22 protein-coding genes, 3 tRNA genes and 1 pseudogene are annotated in these 21,251 nt (G+C 68.9%); 22 read left to right on the top strand and 4 right to left on the bottom strand.

The window, feature by feature from the left end; translation table 11 throughout:
* Positions 1-8 precede the first annotated feature (8 nt).
* The 9 genes from VS93_RS00695 (at position 9) to VS93_RS00655 (ending at position 7,205) form a co-directional block, all read left to right on the top strand.
* Positions 9-1,310 (top strand): ABC transporter substrate-binding protein, encoded by a 1,302-nt coding sequence (locus VS93_RS00695; RefSeq protein WP_046468076.1) that lies wholly within the window; start codon positions 9-11, stop codon positions 1,308-1,310.
* Between the two features lie 15 nt (positions 1,311-1,325).
* A complete protein-coding gene (locus tag VS93_RS30825; protein WP_046468075.1) occupies positions 1,326-2,675 on the top strand; it encodes an ABC transporter permease in 1,350 nt (449 codons plus the stop codon).
* Positions 2,672-3,592, top strand: coding sequence for a carbohydrate ABC transporter permease (locus VS93_RS00685; RefSeq protein WP_046468074.1), 921 nt, complete (start codon positions 2,672-2,674; stop codon positions 3,590-3,592). The genes VS93_RS30825 and VS93_RS00685 overlap by 4 nt, the downstream gene beginning before the upstream one ends.
* 292 nt (positions 3,593-3,884) lie before the next feature.
* Positions 3,885-4,685 (top strand): fumarylacetoacetate hydrolase family protein, encoded by an 801-nt coding sequence (locus tag VS93_RS00680; protein WP_046468073.1) that lies wholly within the window; start codon positions 3,885-3,887, stop codon positions 4,683-4,685.
* Positions 4,686-4,748: 63 nt separating this feature from the next.
* Complete coding sequence (gltX, locus tag VS93_RS00675) at positions 4,749-6,191, top strand: glutamate--tRNA ligase (RefSeq protein WP_082126520.1); 1,443 nt, start codon at positions 4,749-4,751, stop codon at positions 6,189-6,191.
* Positions 6,192-6,321: 130 nt separating this feature from the next.
* Positions 6,322-6,393: transfer RNA gene (locus tag VS93_RS00670), tRNA-Gln, on the top strand.
* Between the two features lie 62 nt (positions 6,394-6,455).
* Positions 6,456-6,528 (top strand) — tRNA-Glu (locus VS93_RS00665).
* 137 nt (positions 6,529-6,665) lie between these two features.
* Positions 6,666-6,741, top strand: a tRNA-Glu gene (locus VS93_RS00660).
* Positions 6,742-6,863: 122 nt separating this feature from the next.
* The gene (locus VS93_RS00655; RefSeq protein WP_156184631.1) at positions 6,864-7,205 is read left to right on the top strand and encodes a hypothetical protein; all 342 of its coding nucleotides are present in this window, start codon (positions 6,864-6,866) and stop codon (positions 7,203-7,205) included.
* Positions 7,206-7,255: 50 nt separating this feature from the next.
* On the opposite strand, the gene VS93_RS00650 is transcribed toward VS93_RS00655, so the two are convergent.
* Entirely contained in the window at positions 7,256-7,894 is a 639-nt protein-coding gene (locus tag VS93_RS00650) for a MerR family transcriptional regulator (RefSeq protein WP_046468070.1), read from the bottom strand.
* A 79-nt stretch (positions 7,895-7,973) separates the two neighbouring features.
* Between VS93_RS00650 and VS93_RS00645 the strand changes: the two genes are divergently transcribed.
* Together VS93_RS00645 and VS93_RS00640 are read left to right on the top strand one after the other, a co-directional pair.
* Positions 7,974-8,483, top strand: a complete 510-nt coding sequence (locus VS93_RS00645) for a monooxygenase family protein (protein ID WP_046468069.1) — start codon at positions 7,974-7,976, stop codon at positions 8,481-8,483.
* 113 nt (positions 8,484-8,596) lie between these two features.
* A complete protein-coding gene (locus tag VS93_RS00640; protein ID WP_046468068.1) occupies positions 8,597-9,727 on the top strand; it encodes a PQQ-dependent sugar dehydrogenase in 1,131 nt (376 codons plus the stop codon).
* An 87-nt stretch (positions 9,728-9,814) separates the two neighbouring features.
* On the opposite strand, the gene VS93_RS00635 is transcribed toward VS93_RS00640, so the two are convergent.
* Positions 9,815-10,501 (bottom strand): IclR family transcriptional regulator, encoded by a 687-nt coding sequence (locus tag VS93_RS00635; protein ID WP_046468140.1) that lies wholly within the window; start codon positions 10,499-10,501, stop codon positions 9,815-9,817.
* 206 nt (positions 10,502-10,707) lie between these two features.
* Here VS93_RS00635 and leuC point away from each other — a divergent pair, with 206 nt between their 5' ends.
* The 5 genes from leuC to VS93_RS00615 all read left to right on the top strand — a co-directional run bounded on the left by leuC (position 10,708) and on the right by VS93_RS00615 (position 14,747).
* The gene (gene leuC, locus VS93_RS00630) at positions 10,708-12,105 is read left to right on the top strand and encodes a 3-isopropylmalate dehydratase large subunit (RefSeq protein ID WP_046468067.1); all 1,398 of its coding nucleotides are present in this window, start codon (positions 10,708-10,710) and stop codon (positions 12,103-12,105) included.
* Between the two features lie 41 nt (positions 12,106-12,146).
* A complete protein-coding gene (leuD, locus tag VS93_RS00625) occupies positions 12,147-12,737 on the top strand; it encodes a 3-isopropylmalate dehydratase small subunit (RefSeq protein WP_046468066.1) in 591 nt (196 codons plus the stop codon).
* Positions 12,716-12,964, top strand: coding sequence for an SCO5555 family protein (locus VS93_RS33645; RefSeq protein WP_082126518.1), 249 nt, complete (start codon positions 12,716-12,718; stop codon positions 12,962-12,964). The genes leuD and VS93_RS33645 overlap by 22 nt, the downstream gene beginning before the upstream one ends.
* 78 nt (positions 12,965-13,042) lie before the next feature.
* Entirely contained in the window at positions 13,043-13,321 is a 279-nt protein-coding gene (locus VS93_RS00620) for an HU family DNA-binding protein (RefSeq protein ID WP_046468065.1), read from the top strand.
* A 226-nt stretch (positions 13,322-13,547) separates the two neighbouring features.
* Positions 13,548-14,747, top strand: coding sequence for an RNA-guided endonuclease InsQ/TnpB family protein (locus VS93_RS00615; protein WP_046468064.1), 1,200 nt, complete (start codon positions 13,548-13,550; stop codon positions 14,745-14,747).
* A gap of 95 nt (positions 14,748-14,842) precedes the next feature.
* Here the strand turns inward: VS93_RS00615 and cofC are convergent, their stop codons facing one another.
* On the bottom strand, positions 14,843-15,490 hold the full coding sequence (gene cofC, locus VS93_RS00610) for a 2-phospho-L-lactate guanylyltransferase (protein WP_173434225.1): 648 nt from the start codon (positions 15,488-15,490) through the stop codon (positions 14,843-14,845).
* A gap of 249 nt (positions 15,491-15,739) precedes the next feature.
* Here cofC and VS93_RS27490 point away from each other — a divergent pair.
* The 3 genes and pseudogenes from VS93_RS27490 to VS93_RS00595 form a co-directional block, all read left to right on the top strand.
* Positions 15,740-16,441 (top strand): annotated as a pseudogene (locus VS93_RS27490) (lysophospholipid acyltransferase family protein); the annotation flags it as partial.
* A gap of 109 nt (positions 16,442-16,550) precedes the next feature.
* The gene (locus VS93_RS00600) at positions 16,551-17,561 is read left to right on the top strand and encodes an NAD(P)H-dependent glycerol-3-phosphate dehydrogenase (protein ID WP_046468061.1); all 1,011 of its coding nucleotides are present in this window, start codon (positions 16,551-16,553) and stop codon (positions 17,559-17,561) included.
* An 88-nt stretch (positions 17,562-17,649) separates the two neighbouring features.
* Positions 17,650-18,765: a D-alanine--D-alanine ligase family protein gene (locus VS93_RS00595; RefSeq protein ID WP_046468060.1), complete on the top strand. Its 1,116-nt coding sequence runs from the start codon at positions 17,650-17,652 to the stop codon at positions 18,763-18,765.
* A gap of 437 nt (positions 18,766-19,202) precedes the next feature.
* Here VS93_RS00595 and VS93_RS00590 read toward each other — a convergent pair whose 3' ends face one another.
* Positions 19,203-19,658 carry an ATP-binding protein gene (locus tag VS93_RS00590; protein WP_046468059.1) on the bottom strand — a complete coding sequence of 152 codons (456 nt, stop codon included), beginning with the start codon at positions 19,656-19,658 and terminating at the stop codon, positions 19,203-19,205.
* A gap of 273 nt (positions 19,659-19,931) precedes the next feature.
* Between VS93_RS00590 and VS93_RS00585 the strand changes: the two genes are divergently transcribed.
* From VS93_RS00585 to VS93_RS00575, 3 genes are read left to right on the top strand one after another with little or no spacing between them, the layout of a single operon-like run.
* A complete protein-coding gene (locus VS93_RS00585) occupies positions 19,932-20,741 on the top strand; it encodes a helix-turn-helix domain-containing protein (protein WP_046468058.1) in 810 nt (269 codons plus the stop codon).
* Positions 20,734-20,922, top strand: a complete 189-nt coding sequence (locus tag VS93_RS00580) for a DUF397 domain-containing protein (RefSeq protein WP_046468057.1) — start codon at positions 20,734-20,736, stop codon at positions 20,920-20,922. Before VS93_RS00585 ends, VS93_RS00580 begins: the two co-directional genes overlap by 8 nt.
* On the top strand, positions 20,919-21,170 hold the full coding sequence (locus VS93_RS00575) for a DUF397 domain-containing protein (protein WP_046468056.1): 252 nt from the start codon (positions 20,919-20,921) through the stop codon (positions 21,168-21,170). Before VS93_RS00580 ends, VS93_RS00575 begins: the two co-directional genes overlap by 4 nt.
* Positions 21,171-21,251 lie beyond the last annotated feature (81 nt).

Here is a 21,251-nt window from a genome sequence, read left to right as displayed (position 1 = left end):
GAGTCCCGATGAGATACCCCCCGTGGACCGCGGCACTGATCGCGGTCACCCTCGGTGTCAGCTTGGCATCGTGCAGTGATAACGAAGGTGGCGGCGACGGCGAACTGGCCGGCCACACCATCGAGGTCGTCGCTCCGTGGAGTGGTGACGAGCAGCAGCAGTTCGAGCGGGTGCTGAGCGCCTTCGAGGAGCGGACCGGCGCCACCGTCGATTACACCAGCGCCGGCGACGAGCTGCCGACCGTGCTGCAGACCCGCGTGCAGGGGGACACCGTCCCCAATGTGGCGATCGTGGCCCAGCCCGGCCTCATCCGGCAGTTGGCCGACAGCGACGCGCTTAAACCGCTGGCCCCGGACGTCCTGGAGGTCCTCGACGAGCACATGGCCGGGGCGTGGCGGGAGTTCGGAGAGGTGGACGGCACCCCGTACGGCCTCTACTTCAAAGCGGCGAACAAGTCGCTGGTCTGGTACAACGACGCGACGTTCACCGAGACCGGCGCGGCCTCGCCCCACACGTGGGAGGAGTTCCTGGAGATCTCCAACGGCCTGGCCGACATGGGGGTCGAGCCGCAGTCCATCGGCGCCGCCGACGGCTGGGTGCTCACCGACTGGTTCGAGAACATCTACCTGCGCACCGCCGGTCCTGAGATGTACGAGAAGCTCAGCCGGCACGAGATCCCGTGGACGGATCCCTCGGTCCGCGAGGCCTTGGAGGTCATGGCGGAGCTGTTCGGCGAGGACAGGCTGATCGCGGGCGGCGGTGGAACGGCGCTGCAGACGGACTTCCCGGATTCCGTGATCAACGTCTTCGGGGAGGAGCCGGAGGCCGCCATGCTGACCGGCGCGGACTTCGTGGGAACCGTCGTTTCGGAGAGCACGAACGCCGACGTGGGCGACACCGCGCGGACGTTCCCGTTCCCGTCGATCGGAGGCAGCGGCGACTCGCTGGTCGTCGCCGGGGATGCCGCGGTGGCCATGAAAGACGACAAGCCCACCCGGGAACTGCTGAAGTTCCTCGCCTCGCCTGAGGCGGGCGAGGAGTGGGCCGAACTCGGCGGTTTCCTCTCCCCCAACCAGAACGTCTCGTTCGACGCCTACCCGGACGAGACCACCCGAGGGATCGCCAAGCACCTGATCGGCGCGGGCGACGGTGTGCGGTTCGATCTCTCCGACCAGGTGCCCGCCGCATTCGGGGCGACCAACGGAGCCGGTATGTGGAAGACCCTTCAGGACTTTCTCGCCGACCCCGACGACGTCGACGGTGCCATGGAACGACTCGAGGCGGACGCCGCCAAGGCGTACGACACGTAGACAAGGCGATCGCACATGAAGTTCCGTCTCCCCTCCCCATCCCGTACCGCCGGAGATCCCACGAGCGCCCGCGGACCGCAGGACGGCGCGCGCTTCGGGGAACCCTCCCGCACGGCGCTGCTCTTCCTGCTCCCCGCGGCGCTGCTGTTCGCGGTCTTCCTGGTCTACCCGACCATCTACTCGTTCGTGCGCAGCTTCTTCGACGCCTCGGGCGACGAGTTCGTCGGGCTGGGCAACTACGTCAGCATGTTCACCGACGCCCGGACCCTGACCGCGATCAGGAACACCGGTATCTGGGTGCTGGTCGCCCCGGCGCTGGTCACCGGGCTTGGTCTGGTCTTCGCCGTGCTCACCGAGCGCATCAGGTGGGCGACCGCGTTCCGGCTGCTGCTGTTCATGCCGATGGCGATCTCGCTCTTCGCCTCCGGGATCATCTTCCGCCTCGTCTACGAGGAGGACCCCGAACGCGGCATCGTGAACGCGGCGGTCGTCAGCGTGCACGACATGTTCACCTCCTCCGCCGAATACCCCGAGGCCCTTCCCCGCGACGATGACACGCTGGAGGTCACGGAGGGCGGGTACACGACCTCCGCGACCTACGAGCAGGGCGACGTGGTCGAACTGCCGCTGGTGGGCTTCAAACCCGGCGACCTGCCAAGCCAGGCCGAGGCGGCCGCCGTCCCCGAGCCGGCCGGCAACGAACTGCGCGGCACGGTGTGGCTGGACGCGTCGTTCGGCGGCGCGGAGAACCGGATCGATCCCGGCGAGAACGGGATGCCCCGGGTCACCGTCGAAGCCGTGCGCGACGGACAGGTCGTCGCCACCACGTCCGCGGGCAACGACGGCCGGTTCACCCTGCCCGACCTGGGAGCCGGCGAGTACCGGCTCCGGCTGGCCGAAAGCGACTTCGAGGCGCCCTTCCGCGGACTGACCTGGCTCGGATCGTCCCTGATCACCCCGGTGATCATCTCCTCCTGGATCTGGATCATGACCGGGTTCGCGATCACCTTCATCGCGGCGGGGCTCTCGGCGATACCGCGCGAGGCGCTCGAAGCCGCACGGGTGGACGGCGCCACCGAATGGCAGGTGTTCCGAAAGGTCACCGTGCCGCTGCTGGGACCCCTGCTGCTCGTCGTCTTCGTCACGCTCATGATCAACGTGCTGAAGATCTTCGACCTGGTGTTCGTGATCGCCCCCGGCTCGGTGCAGGCCGAGGCCAACGTCATCGCCCTGCAGATGTGGCAGGTGTCGTTCGGCGCGGGAGGGAACCAGGGGCTGGGAAGCGCCCTCGTCGTACTGCTCCTGCTGCTGGTGCTGCCGATCATGCTGTTCAACATCCGCCGATTCCGACGGGAGCGCTCGTGACCACCCCGACGAAAACCACCGGCCCCTCTGTGGCCGAAGTGGAGGTGTCCGTATCCGGCTCGCCTCGTCGCGGCGTCGCGGCGCGACTGGTCGGCAAGCTCGGCACCGGTACAGTGCAGTTCTTCCTTGTGGTGGTGGCCCTCTTCTGGATGCTGCCGGTCATCGGACTGCTGGTCGTGTCGTTGCGGTCCGAAGCCGACAACACCGCGAGCGGCTGGTGGACCATCTTCCTCAAACCCGCCGAGCTGACCCTCGGCAACTACGGGGACCTGGCCCGTAACGAGGCGATCCTGAAAGCCTTCCTGAACACCTTCTACATCTCGGTGCCCGCCACCGTTCTGGTGGTGGTGATCGCCGCCCTGGCCGCCTACGCGCTGGTGTGGATGGAGTTCCCGGGCCGGGACTGGCTGATGATCGGCGTGGTGGCCCTGCTGGTGCTGCCCATCCAGGCAGCGCTGATCCCCATCGCCAAGCTCTACGGCGCGCTGGACGTATACGGCCACATCATCGGCGTCATCCTGTTCCACGTCGCCTTCGGACTGCCGTTCGCCATCTTCCTGCTGCGCAACTTCTTCGCCGGAATCCCGCGCGACCTGCTGGAGGCGGCGCGGATGGACGGCGGCAGCGAGTGGCTGATCTTCCGCAAGGTCGTGCTCCCCGTCGCACGCCCGGCCCTGGCTTCGCTGACCGTCTTCCAGTTCCTGTGGGTCTGGAACGACATGCTGGTGGCCCTGGTCTTCGCGGACCCGGACGCGGCGCCGATCACCGTGGCGCTGCGTGCCCAGCTGCGCCAGTTCGGCACGAACATCGACCTGCTGGCCTCGGGAGCGTTCCTGTCGATGCTGGTCCCGCTGCTGGTGTTCTTCGCCTTCCAGCGCTACTTCGTACAAGGCATGTTCGCCGGCTCCACGAAGTAGCGGGGGCACGGGGCGACGCGACTGTACGGACGGAGCAGCCGCGCCGCCCCGTCTCGGGGGCTCTGTCCCGGGCCCTGGGCGGGCCCTCAGCGTCCGCTGAGGGCCCGCCCTTGACGCATCTCCGCCGCTTCTTCGGTGGCCGGGCGGTAGGGCGCCCGAACACCGGCTGACCGGGGACGTGGGCCGCGTACCGGACTGCCCGCCGGAGCGGGGCCTGTTCCGCGTGCCGAGGCGCGGCGGCCTCGATAATCTTGGTCTTGGACGCAGCAGGTGAACGTTGAGTAGGAGACCCTTGCGCATCGCGAGATTCTCATCCGGCGAGGACGTCGGTTTCGGCCTGATCGAGGCGGAACAGGACAGCGGGCAGGAGTACGTTGCCCGGATGAGCGGGCACCCCCTGCTCGGGAACATCCAGCTCACGGGGGAGCGCGCCAAGCTTGAGGACGTCCGGCTCCTCTCACCGGTGCTGCCGAGCAAGGTGGTCTGCATCGGCAAGAACTACGCCGATCACATCGCCGAGATCGCCGACGTCACCGGAGAGCCCACCGACGACCCTGCGGTCTTCCTCAAGCCCTCCACCGCGGTCACCGGCCCCGGCGACCCTGTGTTCTACCCTCCCATCTCCGAGCGGGTGGACTTCGAGGGGGAGCTGGCCATCGTCATCGGCCGGGTGTGCCGCGAAGTCCCGCGAGAGCGCGTGAAGGACGTCGTCTTCGGCTACACCTGCGCCAACGATGTGACGGCACGTGACCTGCAGCAGACGGACAAGCAGTGGACCCGGGCGAAGGGCTTCGACTCCTTCTGCCCCCTCGGTCCGTGGGTCGAGACCGGCCTGAGCCTGGAGGAGGCCGGCGACCTGCGGGTCACCACCACCGTCGACGGCGAGGTGCGCCAAGACGGCCGCACGTCGAGCTTCATCCACGACATACCGGCGATGATCTCCTACATCACCTCCTTCATGTCCCTGCTGCCCGGGGACGTCGTCCTCACCGGCACCCCGGCGGGCGTGGGCCCGGTCGAGGTCGGCCAGCAGATGACGATCGCCGTCGAGAAGGTCGGCGAGCTGAGCAACCGGGTCGTCGCCCGGGAGTGACGGCAGTGCTCCGTCCTGGCCTGCTGGTTCTTGCCGTCCGGCGCACGCCAGTAGGCTGGGGCCGTGACTGAGACGCCGATCCGCACCCGCTTCGCCCCGTCACCCACGGGCATGTTCCATGTCGGCGGCGCGCGCTCCGCGCTGTTCAACTGGGCGCTCGCCCGGCAGCGCCCCGACGGCAGGTTCGTGCTGCGCGTCGAGGACACAGACGCCGCGCGCAACAAGCCGGAGTGGACCGAGGGCATCATCAGCGCCCTGGCCTGGCTGGGAATCCACGAGGAGGACCCGCACTTCGAGGGGCCCTACTTCCAGTCGGCCTATGCCGACAAGCACCGCGAGGCCGCCGAGGCCCTCTTCAAGGAGGGGCGGGCCTACTATTGCGACTGCACCCGCGAACAGGTGCAGGAGCGCCGCGGCAACCCGCATCTCGGCTACGACGGTTTCTGCCGCGACCGCGGGCTGGAGGCCGGTCCGGGGCGGGCGCTGCGGTTCCGGGTGCCTGACGGCGGACCGACGGTCGTCGACGACCGGATCCGCGGCCGGGTGGAGTTCGAGCACGCCTCCATTGAGGACTTCGTCATCGCGCGCGCCGACGGTTCCCCACTGTTCGTGCTGGCCAATGTGGTCGACGACGTCGAGATGGAGATCACCCACGTCGTCCGGGGTGAGGAGCACCTGTCCAACACACCGAAGCAGCAGTTGCTGTGGCAGGCGCTGGGCCGGACCCCGCCGGTGTGGGCGCACCTGCCCGTCATCGTCAACGAGAAGCGGCAGAAGCTGTCCAAGCGCCGCGACAAGGTGGCCCTGGAGTCCTACCAGGAGGAGGGCTACCTCCCGGAGGCGATGGTCAACTACCTGATGCTGCTCGGCTGGTCGCCCGGCGGCGACCGGGAGATCATGCCCTGGTCCGAGATGGAACCGCTGTTCGCGGTCTCCGACGTGAACAGTTCCAGCGCCTTCTTCGACGAGCAGAAGCTGCGGGCGTTCAACGGCGAGTACATCCGCGCGCTGAACGCGGACGAGTTCGTCGAGCGGTGCCGGCCGTGGCTGGCCCCGGAGCGCGTGCCCTGGCCCGAGGAGAACTTCGACGAGGACGTATTCGCGGCCATCGCCCCGCTCGCGCAGAGCCGGGTCGCCGTGCTCAGCGAGATCGTGCCCAACGTCGATTTCCTGTTCCTGGACGAGCCGGTCGAGGACGAGAAGAGCTGGTCCAAGGCGATGAAGCCCGGGGCCGGTCGCGAGATGCTTGCAGCCGCGCTGGAGAGGTTCGCCGATCCCGCTCTGCCGTGGGAGGCGGGAACGCTCAAGGGCGCGCTGGAGGAGATCGGCGCGTCGCTCGGTTTGAAACTCGGAAAGGCGCAGGCGCCGGTGCGTGTGGCGGTCACCGGCCGCACAGTGGGGCTGCCCCTGTTCGAGTCCCTGGAGCTGCTGGGCCGCGAGCGCGTGCGGGAGCGGCTGCGCGCCGCACTGGCCAAGCTGGAGAGGGACGCTTCGGCGAGCGCGTGACACCCGCACGCGGGTGCTCGGGGCTGCGCCGGGCCGTCCGATCCGGTTCGCGAGCACTCCCGATCTCCGCTACAGTAATGGCTGCGCCGAAGGGAGCGGAGCCCGACAGGGACCGACCTCTGAGTAGCACTGGGGTATGGTGTAATCGGCAGCACGACTGATTCTGGTTCAGTTAGTCTAGGTTCGAGTCCTGGTACCCCAGCGATGGCGCCGGTTCGGACCGTTGTCGCGAACCAGCCCGGCCGCGAAAGCCAGCGGCCATAGGCCCCCGTCGTCTAGTGGCCTAGGACGCCGCCCTCTCAAGGCGGTAACGGCGGTTCGAATCCGCTCGGGGGTACGCACTGGGAAAGGCTCCCACGTTCGGTGGGGGCTCTTTTTCTGCCGATCGGAGTGATCCGGTCGGTACCGGGACGCACGACTCCTCCGGGGCGGCGGGAAACCGGCCCCCGGCAGGGCGTGCCCCGGTTTGCGCAGGCCCCCGTCGTCTAGTGGCCTAGGACGCCGCCCTCTCAAGGCGGTAACGGCGGTTCGAATCCGCTCGGGGGTACCAGCGTGGGCCCTTACCCGTTCGTGTCAGGGCGCTCGCGGGAAGCGCGCATGGTGGAACGGCCCGGTACGGGGCGGGCGTCGGACGGGGTGCCCGCGTTCCCCGAGGGGCCGAAGGAGCCGCCGATGACCCCCCCGTTCCTCTCCCGCGCCGCTGTGGTCGCGGCTGCCGCGCTCGCCCTGGCGGGGTGCGAGTACCACCAGAAGTCGTGCGAGAACAACATCTGCACGCTGACGACCAACTCTCCCTACGAGGACGAGTTCCCCAACGGGGACCGCTACGCGGTCGAGGAGATCGACGCGGGTGAGACGGTCACGGTCTCGGCGGGATCCTTCGGGAACGAGGAGACCGCGGAGCTCGGCGAGGGGGAGATCGCACGACTGGGCGAGTACACCGCCGCCGTTGAGTCCATCGACGACGGCGAGGTCACGGTCGTCTTCCGGCCCGGCGGTCAGGGAGGCGGCTGAGGCGCGGGCCGTGCTCCACCCGGGCGTTCCGCACCGGAACGAGGAGCGGATCAGCAGTCGGCGCCGCCTCGGAGGCGCCGGGCCGATACGTCCTCCTGGGCGAGCCGGTGCAGCGACACCAGAGCCTGGTCCATGAGGGCGGTCATGGCCGCCACGTACTCGACCACCTGCTCGCGTGGCGCGGCGGGGTCGACCCGGCCGACGTCGTGCTCCGCCGCTGTGTGCACGGCCTCCGCGTAGAGGTCCAGGGTCTGGGGGTCGACCTGGTACCCGACCCGGGCCAGGGTGACGATCGTCCTGGTGAGCTGGTGCCGCGCGGGGGAGAGGGGGCTCACCCGCCATCCGAGCCGGGCGAGGAGCTCGTCGGTGCTCCGCTCGGCCTCGCGCCATTCGGGCCCGTCGTTGTGCGGAGTGTCGGGGGTGAGCGCGTACTGCACGGTGCCCAGCAGGCGGTGCAGGTCGATACCGGTGTCGTCGATGGCCTCCAGGATGGTGCGGATCTTCGCCAGTGGAGCCTCGGCCCCTTCCACCAGCGCCCGGATGAGCCGCAGCCGCCGCAGGTGGGCGTCGGAGTAGACGGCCTGCGTCGCGGACGTGGCCTCGCCCTTGGGGAGCAGCTCTTCACGCAGGTAGTACTTGATCGTCGCGACCGGCACACCGCTGCGCCGGCTCAGTTCGGAGATGCGCAACCGTAAATCCCTTCCCTTCTGTTTTGGATAGTACTACTCTCCAAAACTAGAGAGTGGTGCTATCTGGTTTGGGAGAGCCGTGGCCGAGATCGAGAACGGGCGCCGCACGACCGAACCGCGCGAGACCCTCACCGTGTTCCTGATCGGGTTCCGGGTGAACGCCCTACTCAAACCGCATCGCTGGTGGTGGGTCACCAGGGCCTTCCGGGAGATGGAGGCCGAACTGCTGGCCGACCCCCGGTGCGGACTGCTGCACAGCAGCACGCTGGTCGGGACCCGCGGGGTCACCTCGGTGCAGTACTGGGAGAGCACGGAGGCGTTGATGAGCTACGCGCACGCTGACAGGCACAGCAATGCCTGGCAGGAGGCCTACCGCCGCCTGGACGGGTCGGCCGGCATATGGCACGAGACCTACGAGATCGGCGCCCCGCAGTCCGGGGACGGCCGGGGCTACGAGGCGATCTATCTGGACCTTCCGCGGAGGGGGCTCGGGACGGCCCTTGGGACGAGGCCGGTCACCCGCGAGACCCGCCGGGCCGCCAACCGGCTCGCCCGACCTGCGCGGCCGCAACGGGGCGGCGCAGGTTAACCGCGGCATGCCGCCGCCCGGCGGTCGCCTAAGCTGTGCGGACAATGCGGGCGCACCGGCGCGTTCCACGTGTCCCGGCGCTCTCGCGGGTGTCGTTGGGCAGGAACAGGGGCATGCGTACACAGCTCAATCGCACGCGCGTCCGCCTCAAGGGCGGCGCGATCCTCGGAACGGTCCTCCTGCTGTCGGCCTGCGCGGCCGATGACGGAACGGGCGGCGAGCCGGGAGGCAACGGGCAGGCCAACGCCCCGGAGGAGCGCGGCGCCGCGCCGGGGGACCCCTCCGACGTCGCCACCGACCTGGAGCTGCCGTGGGACTTCGAGTTCCTGCCCGACGGCGACGCGCTGGTGACCGAGCGGGACAGCGCCCGGATCCTGCGCGTGACCCCCGAGGGTGAGGTCAGTGAAGTGGGAACGGTCCAGGGCGTCGACCCGGGGACCGAGGGCGGGCTGCTCGGGATGGCGCTGCCGCCCGACTTCGAATCCGCGCCCTATGTCTACGTCTATTTCACCTCCGGATCCGACAACCGGATCGTGCGGATGCCCTTCGACGACGGCGACCTCGGCGATCCCGAGGTGCTCCTCGACGGCCTCCCCAAGTCCCCCGTGCACAACGGAGGCCGCATCGCCTTCGGGCCGGACGGCATGCTTTATGCCGGGGGCGGCGACGCACAGGAGGCCGAGTCGGCCCAGGACACCGATTCCCTCGCGGGTAAGATCCTGCGGCTGACCCCGGACGGGGGCGTCCCGGAGGGCAACCCCTTCGGCAACGAGGTCTACAGCTACGGCCACCGCAACGTGCAGGGTCTGGCCTGGGACGACGAGGACCGGCTGTTCGGCGTCGAGTTCGGCCCCGACTCCGATGACGAGATCAACATGATCGAGGCGGGCGGCAACTACGGCTGGCCCGAGGTCACGGGCACCGGCGGTGGGGACGACTACATCGACCCCGTCGTCGTCTGGGACCCCGCTGAGGCCTCGCCCAGCGGCGGGGTGATCGCCGGCGGATCGCTGTGGGTCGCGGCCCTGCGCGGGGAGCGTCTCTGGCAGGTCCCGCTGACCGGTGACGCCGGCGACCCGGTGGGTGAGCCGCGGGAGCACTTCGTCGGCGAGTACGGGCGGCTGCGGCACGTGGCGGTCACCCCCGACGGCGGCGAGCTCTGGATCAGCACGAGCAACCACGACGTGCGCGGTGACCCCGGCGAGGGAGACGACCGCATTCTGCGCGTCCCCCTGCAGGACTGATCCGGCGTAGAGCGCACCGTGGCGCTCCCGCGGAGGGCGCGCACCGGCCGGAGCCGGTGCGCGCCTTTACCGGAAGCGGCGGGGAGATCAGGGGGCGGACTCGTGGCTGTGCAGCGCCTCGGTGATCTTCTCGGCGGCGGCGGTCACGGCCTGGGCGTGCAGCCGGCCGGGGGAACGGGTGAGGCGCTCGATCGGCCCGGAGACCGAGATGGCGGCGATGACGCGGCCGCCGGGTCCGGAGACGGGGGCGGAGACCGAGGCGACCCCGTGCTCGCGCTCGCCGACGCTCTGCGACCACCGACGCCGGCGGACCTGGGTGAGGCTGGCCGCGGTGAAGCGCGCGCCCCGGAGGGATCGGCGGATGCGCTCGGTGTCCTCCCACGCCAGCAGGATCTGGGCCGCCGATCCCGCGTTCATGGGGAGTTCGCTGCCCACCGGGACCGTGTCGCGCAGCCCGCTGGTGCGTTCGGCCGCGGCCACGCACACGCGAACGTCGCCCTGGCGGCGGTAGAGTTGAGCACTTTCACCGGTGAGGTCGCGCAACTGGGCGAGCACGGGATTGGCAACGGCCAGCAGCCGGTCCTCACCGGTGGAGATGGAGAGTTCACCGAGGCGGGGGCCGAGCACGAAGCGGCCCTGGCCGTCCCGGGTGACCATGCGATGGCGCTCCAGAGCGACGGCCAGGCGGTGCGCGGTCGGCCGCGCCAGCCCGGTGAGCCGTACGAGCCGGGCCAGTGACGCCGGGCCGGACTCCAGGGCGTCGAGAACAGACATGGTCTTGTCCAGGACACCGACGCCGCTGGATGGGCTAGAGTTGTCCATAGCTTGATATTGCCGTCTCGCTATTTGGAAAGCAAGTCCGCTCGAAAACTCCGCGTCGCGGGCATTGCGACCACGGGAGACCCCCGGGGCCGTCCTCACGGGCGGAGCGCACCGGCGAGAGGCGCGCCAAACGAAACGTCGAGACGCGAGGAGTCGCAATGGCTCGCACAATGGCCGAGAAGGTCTGGGAGGAGCACGTCGCACGGCGTGCCGAGGGGGAGCCCGACCTGCTCTACATCGACCTGCACCTGGTGCACGAGGTCACCAGTCCCCAGGCGTTCGAGGGCCTGCGCCTCGCCGGCCGTCCGGTCCGCCGTCCGGACCTGACGCTGGCGACCGAGGACCACAACGTTCCCACCGAGAACATTCTCGGCCCCATCGCCGACAAGGTGTCGCGCACCCAGATCGAGACACTGCGCAAGAACGCCTCCGACTTCGGCGTGCGGCTGTTCCCCATGGGCGACCTCGACCAGGGCATCGTGCACGTCGTCGGCCCGCAGCTCGGACTCACCCAGCCGGGCATGACCATCGTCTGCGGCGACAGCCACACCAGCACCCACGGCGCTTTCGGCGCACTGGCGTTCGGTATCGGCACCAGCCAGGTGGAGCACGTCTTGGCCACGCAGACGCTGCCGATGACCCCGTTCAAGACGATGGCGGTCACCGTCAACGGCACACTCAAGCCCGGTGTGACCTCCAAGGACATCATCCTCGCCGTCATCGCCAAGATCGGTACCGGCGGCGGCCAGGGCTACGTCATCGAATACCGCGGCGAGGCCATCCGGGCGCTGTCGATGGAGGCCCGGATGACCGTCTGCAACATGTCGATCGAGGCCGGCGCCCGGGCCGGGATGATCGCGCCGGACGAGACCACGTTCTCCTACATCAAGGGCCGCCCGCACGCCCCCGAGGGCGCCCAGTGGGACGCCGCGGTGCGGCACTGGCGCAGTCTGCGGACCGACGACGACGCCGAGTTCGACATGGAGGTCGTGCTCGACGCCGAGGAACTCAGCCCCTTCGTCACCTGGGGAACCAACCCGGGCCAGGGGGCGCCGCTGAACGATGCCGTGCCCGACCCCGCCTCCTTCGAGGATCCGGCGGCGCGTGCCGCAGCGGAGAAGGCCCTGGAATACATGGACCTCACCCCGGGGACCCCGCTGCGCGAGGTCGGGGTCGAAACGGTCTTCCTGGGCTCCTGCACCAACGGCCGGATCGAGGACCTGCGGGCGGCCGCGGAGATCATACGCGGGCGCCGGGTCGCCGACGGCGTCCGCATGCTGGTCGTTCCCGGCTCCATGCGGGTCAAGGAGCAGGCGAACGCCGAAGGGCTCGGTGAGGTCTTCACCGAGGCCGGCGCCGAATGGCGCGAGGCGGGCTGCTCGATGTGCCTGGGGATGAACCCCGACCAGCTCAAGCCGGGGGAGCGCAGCGCTTCGACGTCCAACCGGAACTTCGAAGGGCGCCAGGGCAAGGGAGGACGTACCCACCTGGTCTCCCCGCTGGTCGCCGCCGCGACCGCTGTCCGGGGCACCCTCTCCTCCCCCGATGACCTGTGACCACGGCCGGCACCACACGACCTAGGGATTGAAGTAGCGACATGGAGAAGTTCACCGTCCACACCGGCCGCGCCGTTCCGCTGCGCTACAGCAATGTGGACACCGACCAGATCATCCCCGCTGTCTACCTCAAGCGGGTCAGCCGGACCGGCTTCGAGGACGGGCTGTTCGCCGCGTGGCGGGCCAACGACCCCGAGTTCGTGCTGAACCAGCCGCAGTACAAGGACGGGACCGTGCTGATCGCCGGTTCCGACTTCGGGACCGGGTCCTCGCGCGAACACGCCGTGTGGGCGCTGCAGGACCACGGATTCAAGGCCGTAGTGGCCCCGCGCTTCGCCGACATCTTCCGCGGCAACTCGCTGAAGGGCGGGCTGCTCACCGTCGTGCTGCCGCAGCAGGTCATCGAACGGCTGTGGGACATGGTCGAGGCCGACCCCGCCACCGAGGTCACGGTGGACCTGCAGGAGCGCGAGGTGCGGGCACCGGGGGTCTCGGAGCCGTTCGAGCTGGACGACTACACGCGCTGGCGGCTGCTCGCAGGACTGGATGACATCGCCTTGACCCTCCGCGAGACGGAGGCGATCGACGACTACGAAACCCGGCGCAAGTCGTGGCTCCCAGTAACCCAGTAGGGAGCGAAGACCCGGCGGACGAGGAATTTTACCTTGATTTGGCAGAGCGCCTCAGAGAGGCTCATCGCCGGGCCCACGCACTCCCGGAAGGCGTCCGAATTCCGGTGATTCGTAGGCTTTTGACCGTTACGGAGGCGGTCAAAAGGGACCCCGTACGCGCCTCAGAGCGGCTCGATCGGATGCTCGAAGAGCTCCCACCCCAGGTCGATGACCCCCCGACACGCTGATTTCCCAGGCGTTTGTGTTTGTGCTCAGGGCCTCACGTCCCCTAATTTCGTGCGAGCAAGGGGGAACCGGAGGAAGCAATGAACAAGCGTGACCTGATTGACGCGATCTCCGACCGGCTGGGGGACAAGAAGACCGCCACCGAGGCGGTGAACGCCTTGTTGGAGACCATTCAGCACACCGTCGCCTCTGGCGACAAAGTGGCCATCACCGGATTCGGAGTTTTCGAGAAGTCCGAGCGCGCCGCCCGTACGGCCCGCAACCCGGCCACCGGGGCCCAGATCAACGTTCCCGCGCAGTACGTTCCGAAGTTCCGTGCGGGGGCCGATTTCAAGGCTCTGGTGAACGGCGAAAGGTAAGAAAGCACGTCCCATGACCGAGCGCTCCGCTCGGGTGGCTGCCCGGGCCCTTCGGGGCCCGGGCAGCGGCATGTGCGGCGGTCCGGCGCCGCCGGGTCACCGAACCTTCTGGAGGATGCTCCCGCCTTCAGGCGGGGGAGGAATCTGGTTCCTCGCGTAGCGGGACAAGAAGCGCCGAACCACAGCGGTTCCGCAACTGTCGCACCTTCTGCATAGATTGGCCGCCATGCCCACGAAGACGACTCAGGACACCGGTTCCGCCCGGTACACCTACCGTCTTCGCCTGTCTGCTACCGCGCGTCGGGCGCTGCTGGCCGAATGGGGCCGGTGCCGGTGGGTGTGGAACCAATGCGTCGCCGAGTCCAGGACGGCGCACAAGGCCAAAGAGAAGTGCGGCCCAGCCCGGCTCGACACGATGCTGACCGGCTGGCGCGCCGGTAAGTGCTGGCTGGCCAAGGGCGCCAGTGTCCCCCAGCAGCACACCATCCGGGATTTCGCTAAATCCCGCGCCAAGGCGCTCAAGGACATCAAGGCCAGGTTGCCCATGCGGCAGCGCGCGGGGATGCCCCGGTTCAAGAAGAAGGACCTTGCGGATCCGACGCTGAACTACTCGCGGCGCGGCTTCCGGTTGAAAGAGGGGCGGTTACACCTGGCCGGGGGCATCAGTGTGCGGGTGGTGTGGTCGCGCGACCTTCTGGGTGAAGCGTCGTCGGTTCGGGTGTACCGCGACGCGCTGGGCCACTGGTACGCCTCGTTCGTCGTCTCCGCCAAGGGTGATCCGATGGCCCCTACGGGGCGGGTGATCGGTATCGACTGGGGTGTGAAAGAGTTGGCGACCACCACCAGCGAGGACCACGACCTTGCCCACCCCGAGTACGGGAAGAACGCCGCCGCGAAGCTGGCCCGGTATCAGCGGATGATGGCGCGGCGCCGTCAACCTAGGGGCAAGGCGCAGAGTCGGGGGTACCGCAAGGCCCAACGCATGGCGGCGAAGCTGCACAAGAAGGTCGCCCGGCAGCGCCAGGACACCGCCCGTAAGTGGGCCAAGGCCGTTGTGCGCGATCATGACGGCCTGGCGGTGGAGGACTTCCGTCCCAGGTTTCTGGCCAAGTCGACTATGGCGCGTAAAGCCGCTGACGGGGCGATCAGTGCGACTAAGGCGGCCTTGGTGGAGATGGGACGCAAGCACGGGCGTGGTGCGCGCCTGGTGCATCCGGCGCACACCACGATGGATTGCGCATGGTGCGGAGCGAGAACCAAGCACGCACTACCTCTTTCCGAGAGAACGTATGCCTGCACCGTGTGCGGGGTCGTATCCCCGAGGGATAAGAACTCCGCGCGTGTGATGCTGGTCCGGGCTGGTCTGGCCCCGGATGGTGTTGAGGGTGGAAGACCAGACGGGGCGCTGCCTCGTTTGGCGGCCTGAGCCATGAATCCCCACGTACGCCATGGAGGTGCCGCGTTAGCGGCGACCGGCCGCAAGGCCGGGCGGGAATCTCCCGCCTTCAGGCGGGGGAGCAGTCAAAGCCCCAGCCGGCCCAGGAGCTTGGCCGTGTGAGGCCCCACACCGAGCGCGGCCGCCGCGCGCAGGTCCTCAAGGGTGTCGACATCGCGGCGCACGCCGGCCACGTCGCCGAGCACGAGCTCGGACGCGCCGTTGCGGCGGTGCCGGCGGCGTGACGCCCCTTCGAACGCGGGGGCGAACTCCGCGCCCGGCGCTGCGGTGTAGAGGGTCGTGCCGACCCCCGGAGCGTCGGCGAGGAAGGAGCGCTCGCGGTGCCCGGCCTCGCGCAGGACCCGATCGAGTTCGCCGGGGCGCAACGCGGGAAGGTCCGCCGACAGTGCGCACACCCCCGCCTCGGGGTGGCGCCGCACCGCCTCGGCGGCTCCGTGCAGAAGCGCCGGGTTGAGTCCGAGAGCGGGCTCGTCCGGAACGACGTGCGCGCCCACCCCGCGCACGGCGTCCGCGGCCCGGGCGTCGTCGGTGACGACGAGCACCGACCGGGTGCGCGGACACTGCACGGCGGCCATGACCGTGTCGCAGGCCATGGCCAACGCGAGGTCTGCTCGGTGCGGGCCCGCGAGGGCGGCGAGGCGGGACTTCGCGCTCGCCAGTCGCTTCACCGGGATCACCAGCGACCATCGGAGGGCCGCCTGGGCAGCGGGCACCGGGGCCACCTCTCGACTCGATTACGGCCAGGACGTAGAAAAGACTATGTCGTGGCCGGACGCGCGGGCGCTGAGGCCGCGGGTGAGAGTCCCTCTCCTGGGGCATGGACAAGGGCGAGCGCGACTCCGTCCTAGACTGGACCGGTTGTGCACGGCCGGTACCGCCCGCACGCGGCAGATCGGTGCACGCGCCTCGGCCGGCGTCGAGATCGTAAGGAGTCCGCGGTGAAACAACGTGAATCGCGATGGGTGAAAGCCGTCGTGGCCGCCATCGTCCGCCCGATCCTGTCGGCCGTGACGAAAACCGAGTGGCGAGGGCAGGAGAACATCCCCCGCGAGGGCGGCGTGATCATCGCGGCGAACCACCTCTCCATGGCGGACCCGCTGACGATCGCGCACTACCTCTACGTCGCCGGCCGCCGGTGGCCCACGTTCACCGCGAAGGAGAGCGTCTTCCGCATCCCGGTGGTGAAGGCGGTGGCCAACAGCACCGGCCAGATCCCGGTGAAACGGGGCAGCACGGACGCGATCAAAGCGTTGAAAGAGGCGGAGAAGGCGCTGACTGAGGACCAGGCGTCGGTCATCTTCTACCCGGAGGGCACCTGCACCCGCGACCCCGGCCTGTGGCCGATGGTCGCCAAGACCGGTGTCGCGCGGCTGGCGCTGACCACCGGGGTGCCCGTCGTCCCGGTGGCCCACTGGGGCGAGCAGCACCTGCTGCGCTACGGCACCATGAGACTGCGCCCGTTCCCGCGCAAGCACGTGCAGTTCAGGGCGGGGCCGCCCGTGGACCTGTCGAAGTACCGCGACCGCCCGTTGTCCGCGACCCTGCTCAAGGAAGCGACCACCGACATCATGCGGGCCATCACACAGCTGCAGGCGCAGATCCGCGGCGAGGAGCCGCCCGCCACTCCCTACGATCCCAAGCGGGCCCGGCTGGAGCGCGCGGAGCGATCCGATGAGGGCGGGAGCGGCCCTCAGGGCAAGGACGCCGGCGGGGGCGAGGACGGCACGGCCGCAGTACAGCCTGAACGGGCAGGAAAGCGAGGATGGGGGCGAGATGACGAAGGTCGCGGTACTGGGCTGCGGCTCGTGGGGGACCGCGTTCGCCAACGTAGTGGCCGACGCCGGCGGCGCGGACGTCGAACTGTGGGGCCGCCGCGCCGAGGTGGTCGACGCCGTCAACCAGCGGCACGAGAACCCGGACTACTTCCCGGGCATCGAGCTGAACCCGGCGCTGAGCGCGACGACGGACGCGGCGAAGGTCCTGCAGAACGCGGAGTTCGTGGTCATCGCCGTTCCCTCCCAGACCCTGCGCGAGAACCTCGCCGCCTGGGCGGGGCTCATCCCCCGCGACGCGGTCGCCGTCAGCCTGATGAAGGGGATCGAGCTCGGCACGTCCCGCCGGATGAGCGAGGTCATCTCCGAGGTGCTGGGACTGCCCGCCGAGCAGGTCGCGGTGGTCTCAGGGCCGAACCTCGCCCGCGAGATCGTCGAGCGCCAGCCCGCGACCGCCGTGGTGGCCTGCCCGCACGAACCCACAGCGGTGCGGTTGCAGCACATCTGCAAGTCGGCCTACTTCCGCCCGTACACCACCACCGACCTGGTGGGCGTCGAGCTGGGCGGCGCGGTCAAGAACGTCATCGCGCTCGCGGTGGGGGTCGCGGTCGGCATGGGCTTCGGGGACAACGCCAAAGCGTCGCTGATCACACGCGGACTCGCCGAGACGGTCCGGCTGGCCGTGGCGCTCGGCGCGGACGAGCACACCCTGGCCGGTCTGGCGGGCATGGGCGACCTCGTGGCCACCTGCACTTCCGGGCTGTCGCGGAACCGCACGTTCGGCGAGAAGCTGGGGTCCGGCATGACGGTGGATGAGGTCATCACCGAGACGCGGCAGACCGCCGAAGGGGTGAAGTCCTCGGAGTCGGTCCTGGCTCTGGCGCAGGCGAACGACGTGGACATGCCCATCACCGAGGCCGTGGTCGCCATGATGCACCATGACCTCTCCCCGGCCGAGGCGCTGCTGGCGTTCATGTCCCGCACCGCCAAGCCGGAGCGGTACGGGGTCTGACCCGGTTTGATCGGTAAACGTCCGGATCGCACCGGACGCGCCTGTCCGGGGCCGAAAACCGGGCGGAGGCGAGATAGGGTCGGGCAGCATGGCCGAGCAGCGAAAGATTCGAGTCGCCGTGGTCTTCGGCGGACGCAGTTCCGAACACGAGATCTCCTGTGTCACCGCGGGCAGCGTGCTCTCCGTGATCGACACCGACCGCTATGAGATCGTGCCCATCGGGATCACCCGGGACAGCAGGTGGGTGCTCACCTCCGGGGACCCCGAGCGCCTGGCGATCACCGACGGGGAGCTGCCCACCGTGCAGGAGACGGGCGCCGAACTCGCGCTGCCGTTCGACGCCGCCGCCAACCTGCTGGTGGTCGAGCCCGGCGAGATCCCGCGGCGACTCGGCGAGGTGGATGTCATCCTGCCGCTGCTGCACGGCCCCTTCGGCGAGGACGGCACCATCCAGGGGCTGTTCGAGATGATGGGCGCCCGCTACGCCGGAGCGGGGGTCTTCGCGAGCGCCGCCTCCATGGACAAGGTCTTCATGAAGGCGCTCCTGGCGGGGAACGGCATCAGGACCGGCAGCTACGTGCCGGTCACCGACCGCCAGTGGCGGCGGGAGCGCAAGCGGGTCCTCGACGACATCGAGGCGCTGGGCGGCGTGGTGTTCGTGAAGCCGGCGCGCGCCGGCAGCAGCGTCGGCATCACCAAGGTGGCCGACGCGTGCGACACCGACGCGGTCGTCGCCGCGGTGGAGGCGGCGCGCGAGCACGACCCGAAGGTCCTCGTCGAATCCGGGATCGAGGGCCGCGAGATCGAGTGCGGGGTTCTGGAGGCGGTGGACGGCGGTCCCCCCGATGTGTCGCTGCCCGCGGAGATCCACGTGGCCGACGGGTTCGACTTCTACGACTTCGAGGCCAAGTACCTCTCGACCAGCAGCCTCACCATCCCGGCGGAGCTGTCCACGGATGTGGTCGCCGAGATCCACCGGCTGGCCGGCCACACGTTCGACGCCCTGGGATGCGAGGGGTTGGCCCGCGTGGACTTCTTCTACGGCGCCGACGGGGAGATCTACGTCAACGAGATCAACACGCTTCCCGGCTTCACCCCAAGCTCGGCCTTCCCGCAGATGTGGGCCGCCACGGGGATCGAGTACGGCGACCTGGTGGAGCGGCTGATCCAGACCGCCCTGCGCCGCGAACCGGGCCTGCGCTAGGAGTCCCGCCGCCAGGACCCCGCCGACGTTTCTATGTCAGTGGGTGGGGTCGTGGTGGGGGCCTTGTTTGGTGGTTGGTCGTGTCCGCTCGCGGGGTTTGGGTGTGTGGTGGTGGGGCGGGCGTGCCGGATCTGTCCACGTTCGCTCCTCGCGGCGGGTCCCTAAGACCGGGGGCCGGGTGCAGGAAAAACGCGGTGGAGCCCAAGGGCCCGCACCGCGCCCATCAAGCTTGTCGGCCCCCGGTCTCCCGCCGCGATGCGCTCTGCGTGACCAGATCCGTCCACCCTCGCCGCCGCTCGTGGCTGGTGTGGGGGCGTGGGGGCGTGGTCGTCAGTGTGTCCGATTCGTGGGGATTTCCCCGCCGATCTTGAGGATTTGGTTCCTTCATTCGCATTTGAGGGAACGTTTTCGTCAAGATCGACGGGTGGACCTCTCTGTTACACCGCGCCGAGGGGTTTGGCGCGGTGGGGTGTGGTCTGCTGTTCGGGTAGCCACTGCAGGAGGAAGAAGGTGCCCTCTTCCACGGGGGTGAGGGTGCCCCATGTGGTGGCCAGCGCGTCCACCAGGTGCAGGCCGCGCCCGGACTCCGCCCAGGGGGCGGCCGCCACCAGGCGGGGCACCGAGGACAGCCGCCGCGGCAGCCGGGTGCGGACCTCGCCCCGCACGCCGTGGGTGTCCACCTGGACGCGCAGGTGGAAGGTGCGACCCGGATCGCCGCTGCGGGTGTGCACGATGGCGTTGGTGCACAGCTCGGAGGCGATCACCTCGGCCTTCTCCACCACCTCAGCGGGCACCGTGACGGCGGGGGCGATGCGCAACGCCCCGGCCACGAACCGCCGCGCGGCCGAGACGTTTTCCAGAACCCCGGGGAAAGAGGTAAACGCCACGCTCACCGGGCCACCCCCGATACGGGCCGCAGCACATAGGGCCGCACCCGAGAGGGGCCAGGGCGCCGGAACCGGGGGTCCGCCCCGATAGGGTTTGCCATGTCATCGACTCCTTGTCAGTCGGTGGCCACGCCCCGGGAGTGTTAGCGCACTCGCCGGGGTCTTGCTAACTCTCCCCAGAATGACGGCTAACAGGTCAGAAAAACGTGTCTGTATGGCTGGCGAGATATCTTGGGGAAAACCGACTGCGCTTGACGTGTTTTGTGGTCTCATGACGGCATGGGTCACCAGCAACAGGAAATCAATGTGCGCTTCGGCCGTGAGATGAGTCGGCTGCGGCGCATAGCCCGATACACGCAAGCCCGAGTCGCAAAAGAAGTGGGAGTCAGCCACGGACATATAGGAAACGTCGAGAACGGGAAGCGCACGCCGGACCTTCGGTTGGTCGCCGACCTGGACCGGGTCCTACGCGCAGAGGGACGCCTAGAGCGGCTATGGGCGACCCTGACCGGTGACGGAGAACCGGTCTGGCTCGACGACCTGGAAGAAGTGGAGCGCCGCGCCACCTCGATCATGGAGACGCATACGGTTCTGTTCCCCGCCCTCATCCAGACCGAGGACTACGCCCGGGCGGTGGCCCGGACCACGACTCCTTGGGCTGCTCCCAACGAAATAGAGGAAACGGTCAAGACCAGACTTGTACGCGCACAGCGGTTCGCGGATTCTCACGCTCCGGTGTACCGACTGGTCATCCCTGCGAGCGTCGTGACCTACCACCACGGAAGGCCCGAGCTGCTCACCAAACAACTGGAACACGTCGCAGGGTTGGCTGAGAGGGAGCGCATCGATGTTCAGGTAGTTCGACCCTGGTGTCATCCCGGGTTAATAGGCCCATTTATGCTGCTATCGTCCGCAGGGGCACCAGATGTCGTGTATGCGGAGTCTGCGTACGCTGGGCGGATCATCGACGATCCGGACCAGGTGCAAAAGTTCCGGGTGCTGTTGAGTGATCTACGCGCCGTGGCTTTGTCGCCCGAAGACTCACTGCAGCTGATCCGGGAAGAGACGGAGAGGTTGAACCATGGGTGAGCAGGTCTGGCGGAAGTCGAGTTACAGCGGAGCAACCCACCAGAACTGCCTGGAGACCGCGGAGTCTCCCCAGGCCGTGGAAGTCCGAGATACCCAGAACCGGGAGTTGGGGCGCCTGTCGGTTTCGGTTGCGGAATGGAAAGCCTTCATCAAGGCGATCAAGGCCGGAGAATTCTCATGATCGCCCATGAGCTGATCTGGCGCACGTCCAGCTACAGTAACGACACCGGCGGGGCCTGTGTCGAGGTCGCTGAGACCTGGCGCACGTCCAGCTACAGCGGCGGCAACGCCGGGGCCTACGTCGAGATCGCCGAGGCTTCGCGCTCGGTGCTGGTACGGGACACGCAGCATCGGGAGTTGGGGCACTTGGGCTTCGCGGTGCCGGCGTGGGCGGCGTTCCTCGCTGATGTGAAAACCGACCGGCTGTAGCCGAGAGACACCCGTTAACGCTTCTACATCAGTCGGTGGGGTGTGTGCCCGGGATCCGCACGGTCGGCGCTGGTACGTCTC

Source organism: Allosalinactinospora lopnorensis, assembly GCF_000981225.1.
Classification (GTDB): domain Bacteria; phylum Actinomycetota; class Actinomycetes; order Streptosporangiales; family Streptosporangiaceae; genus Allosalinactinospora; species Allosalinactinospora lopnorensis.
Note: the sequence above shows the minus strand (reverse complement) of the source record. Positions and strands in the feature narration are given on the sequence as shown.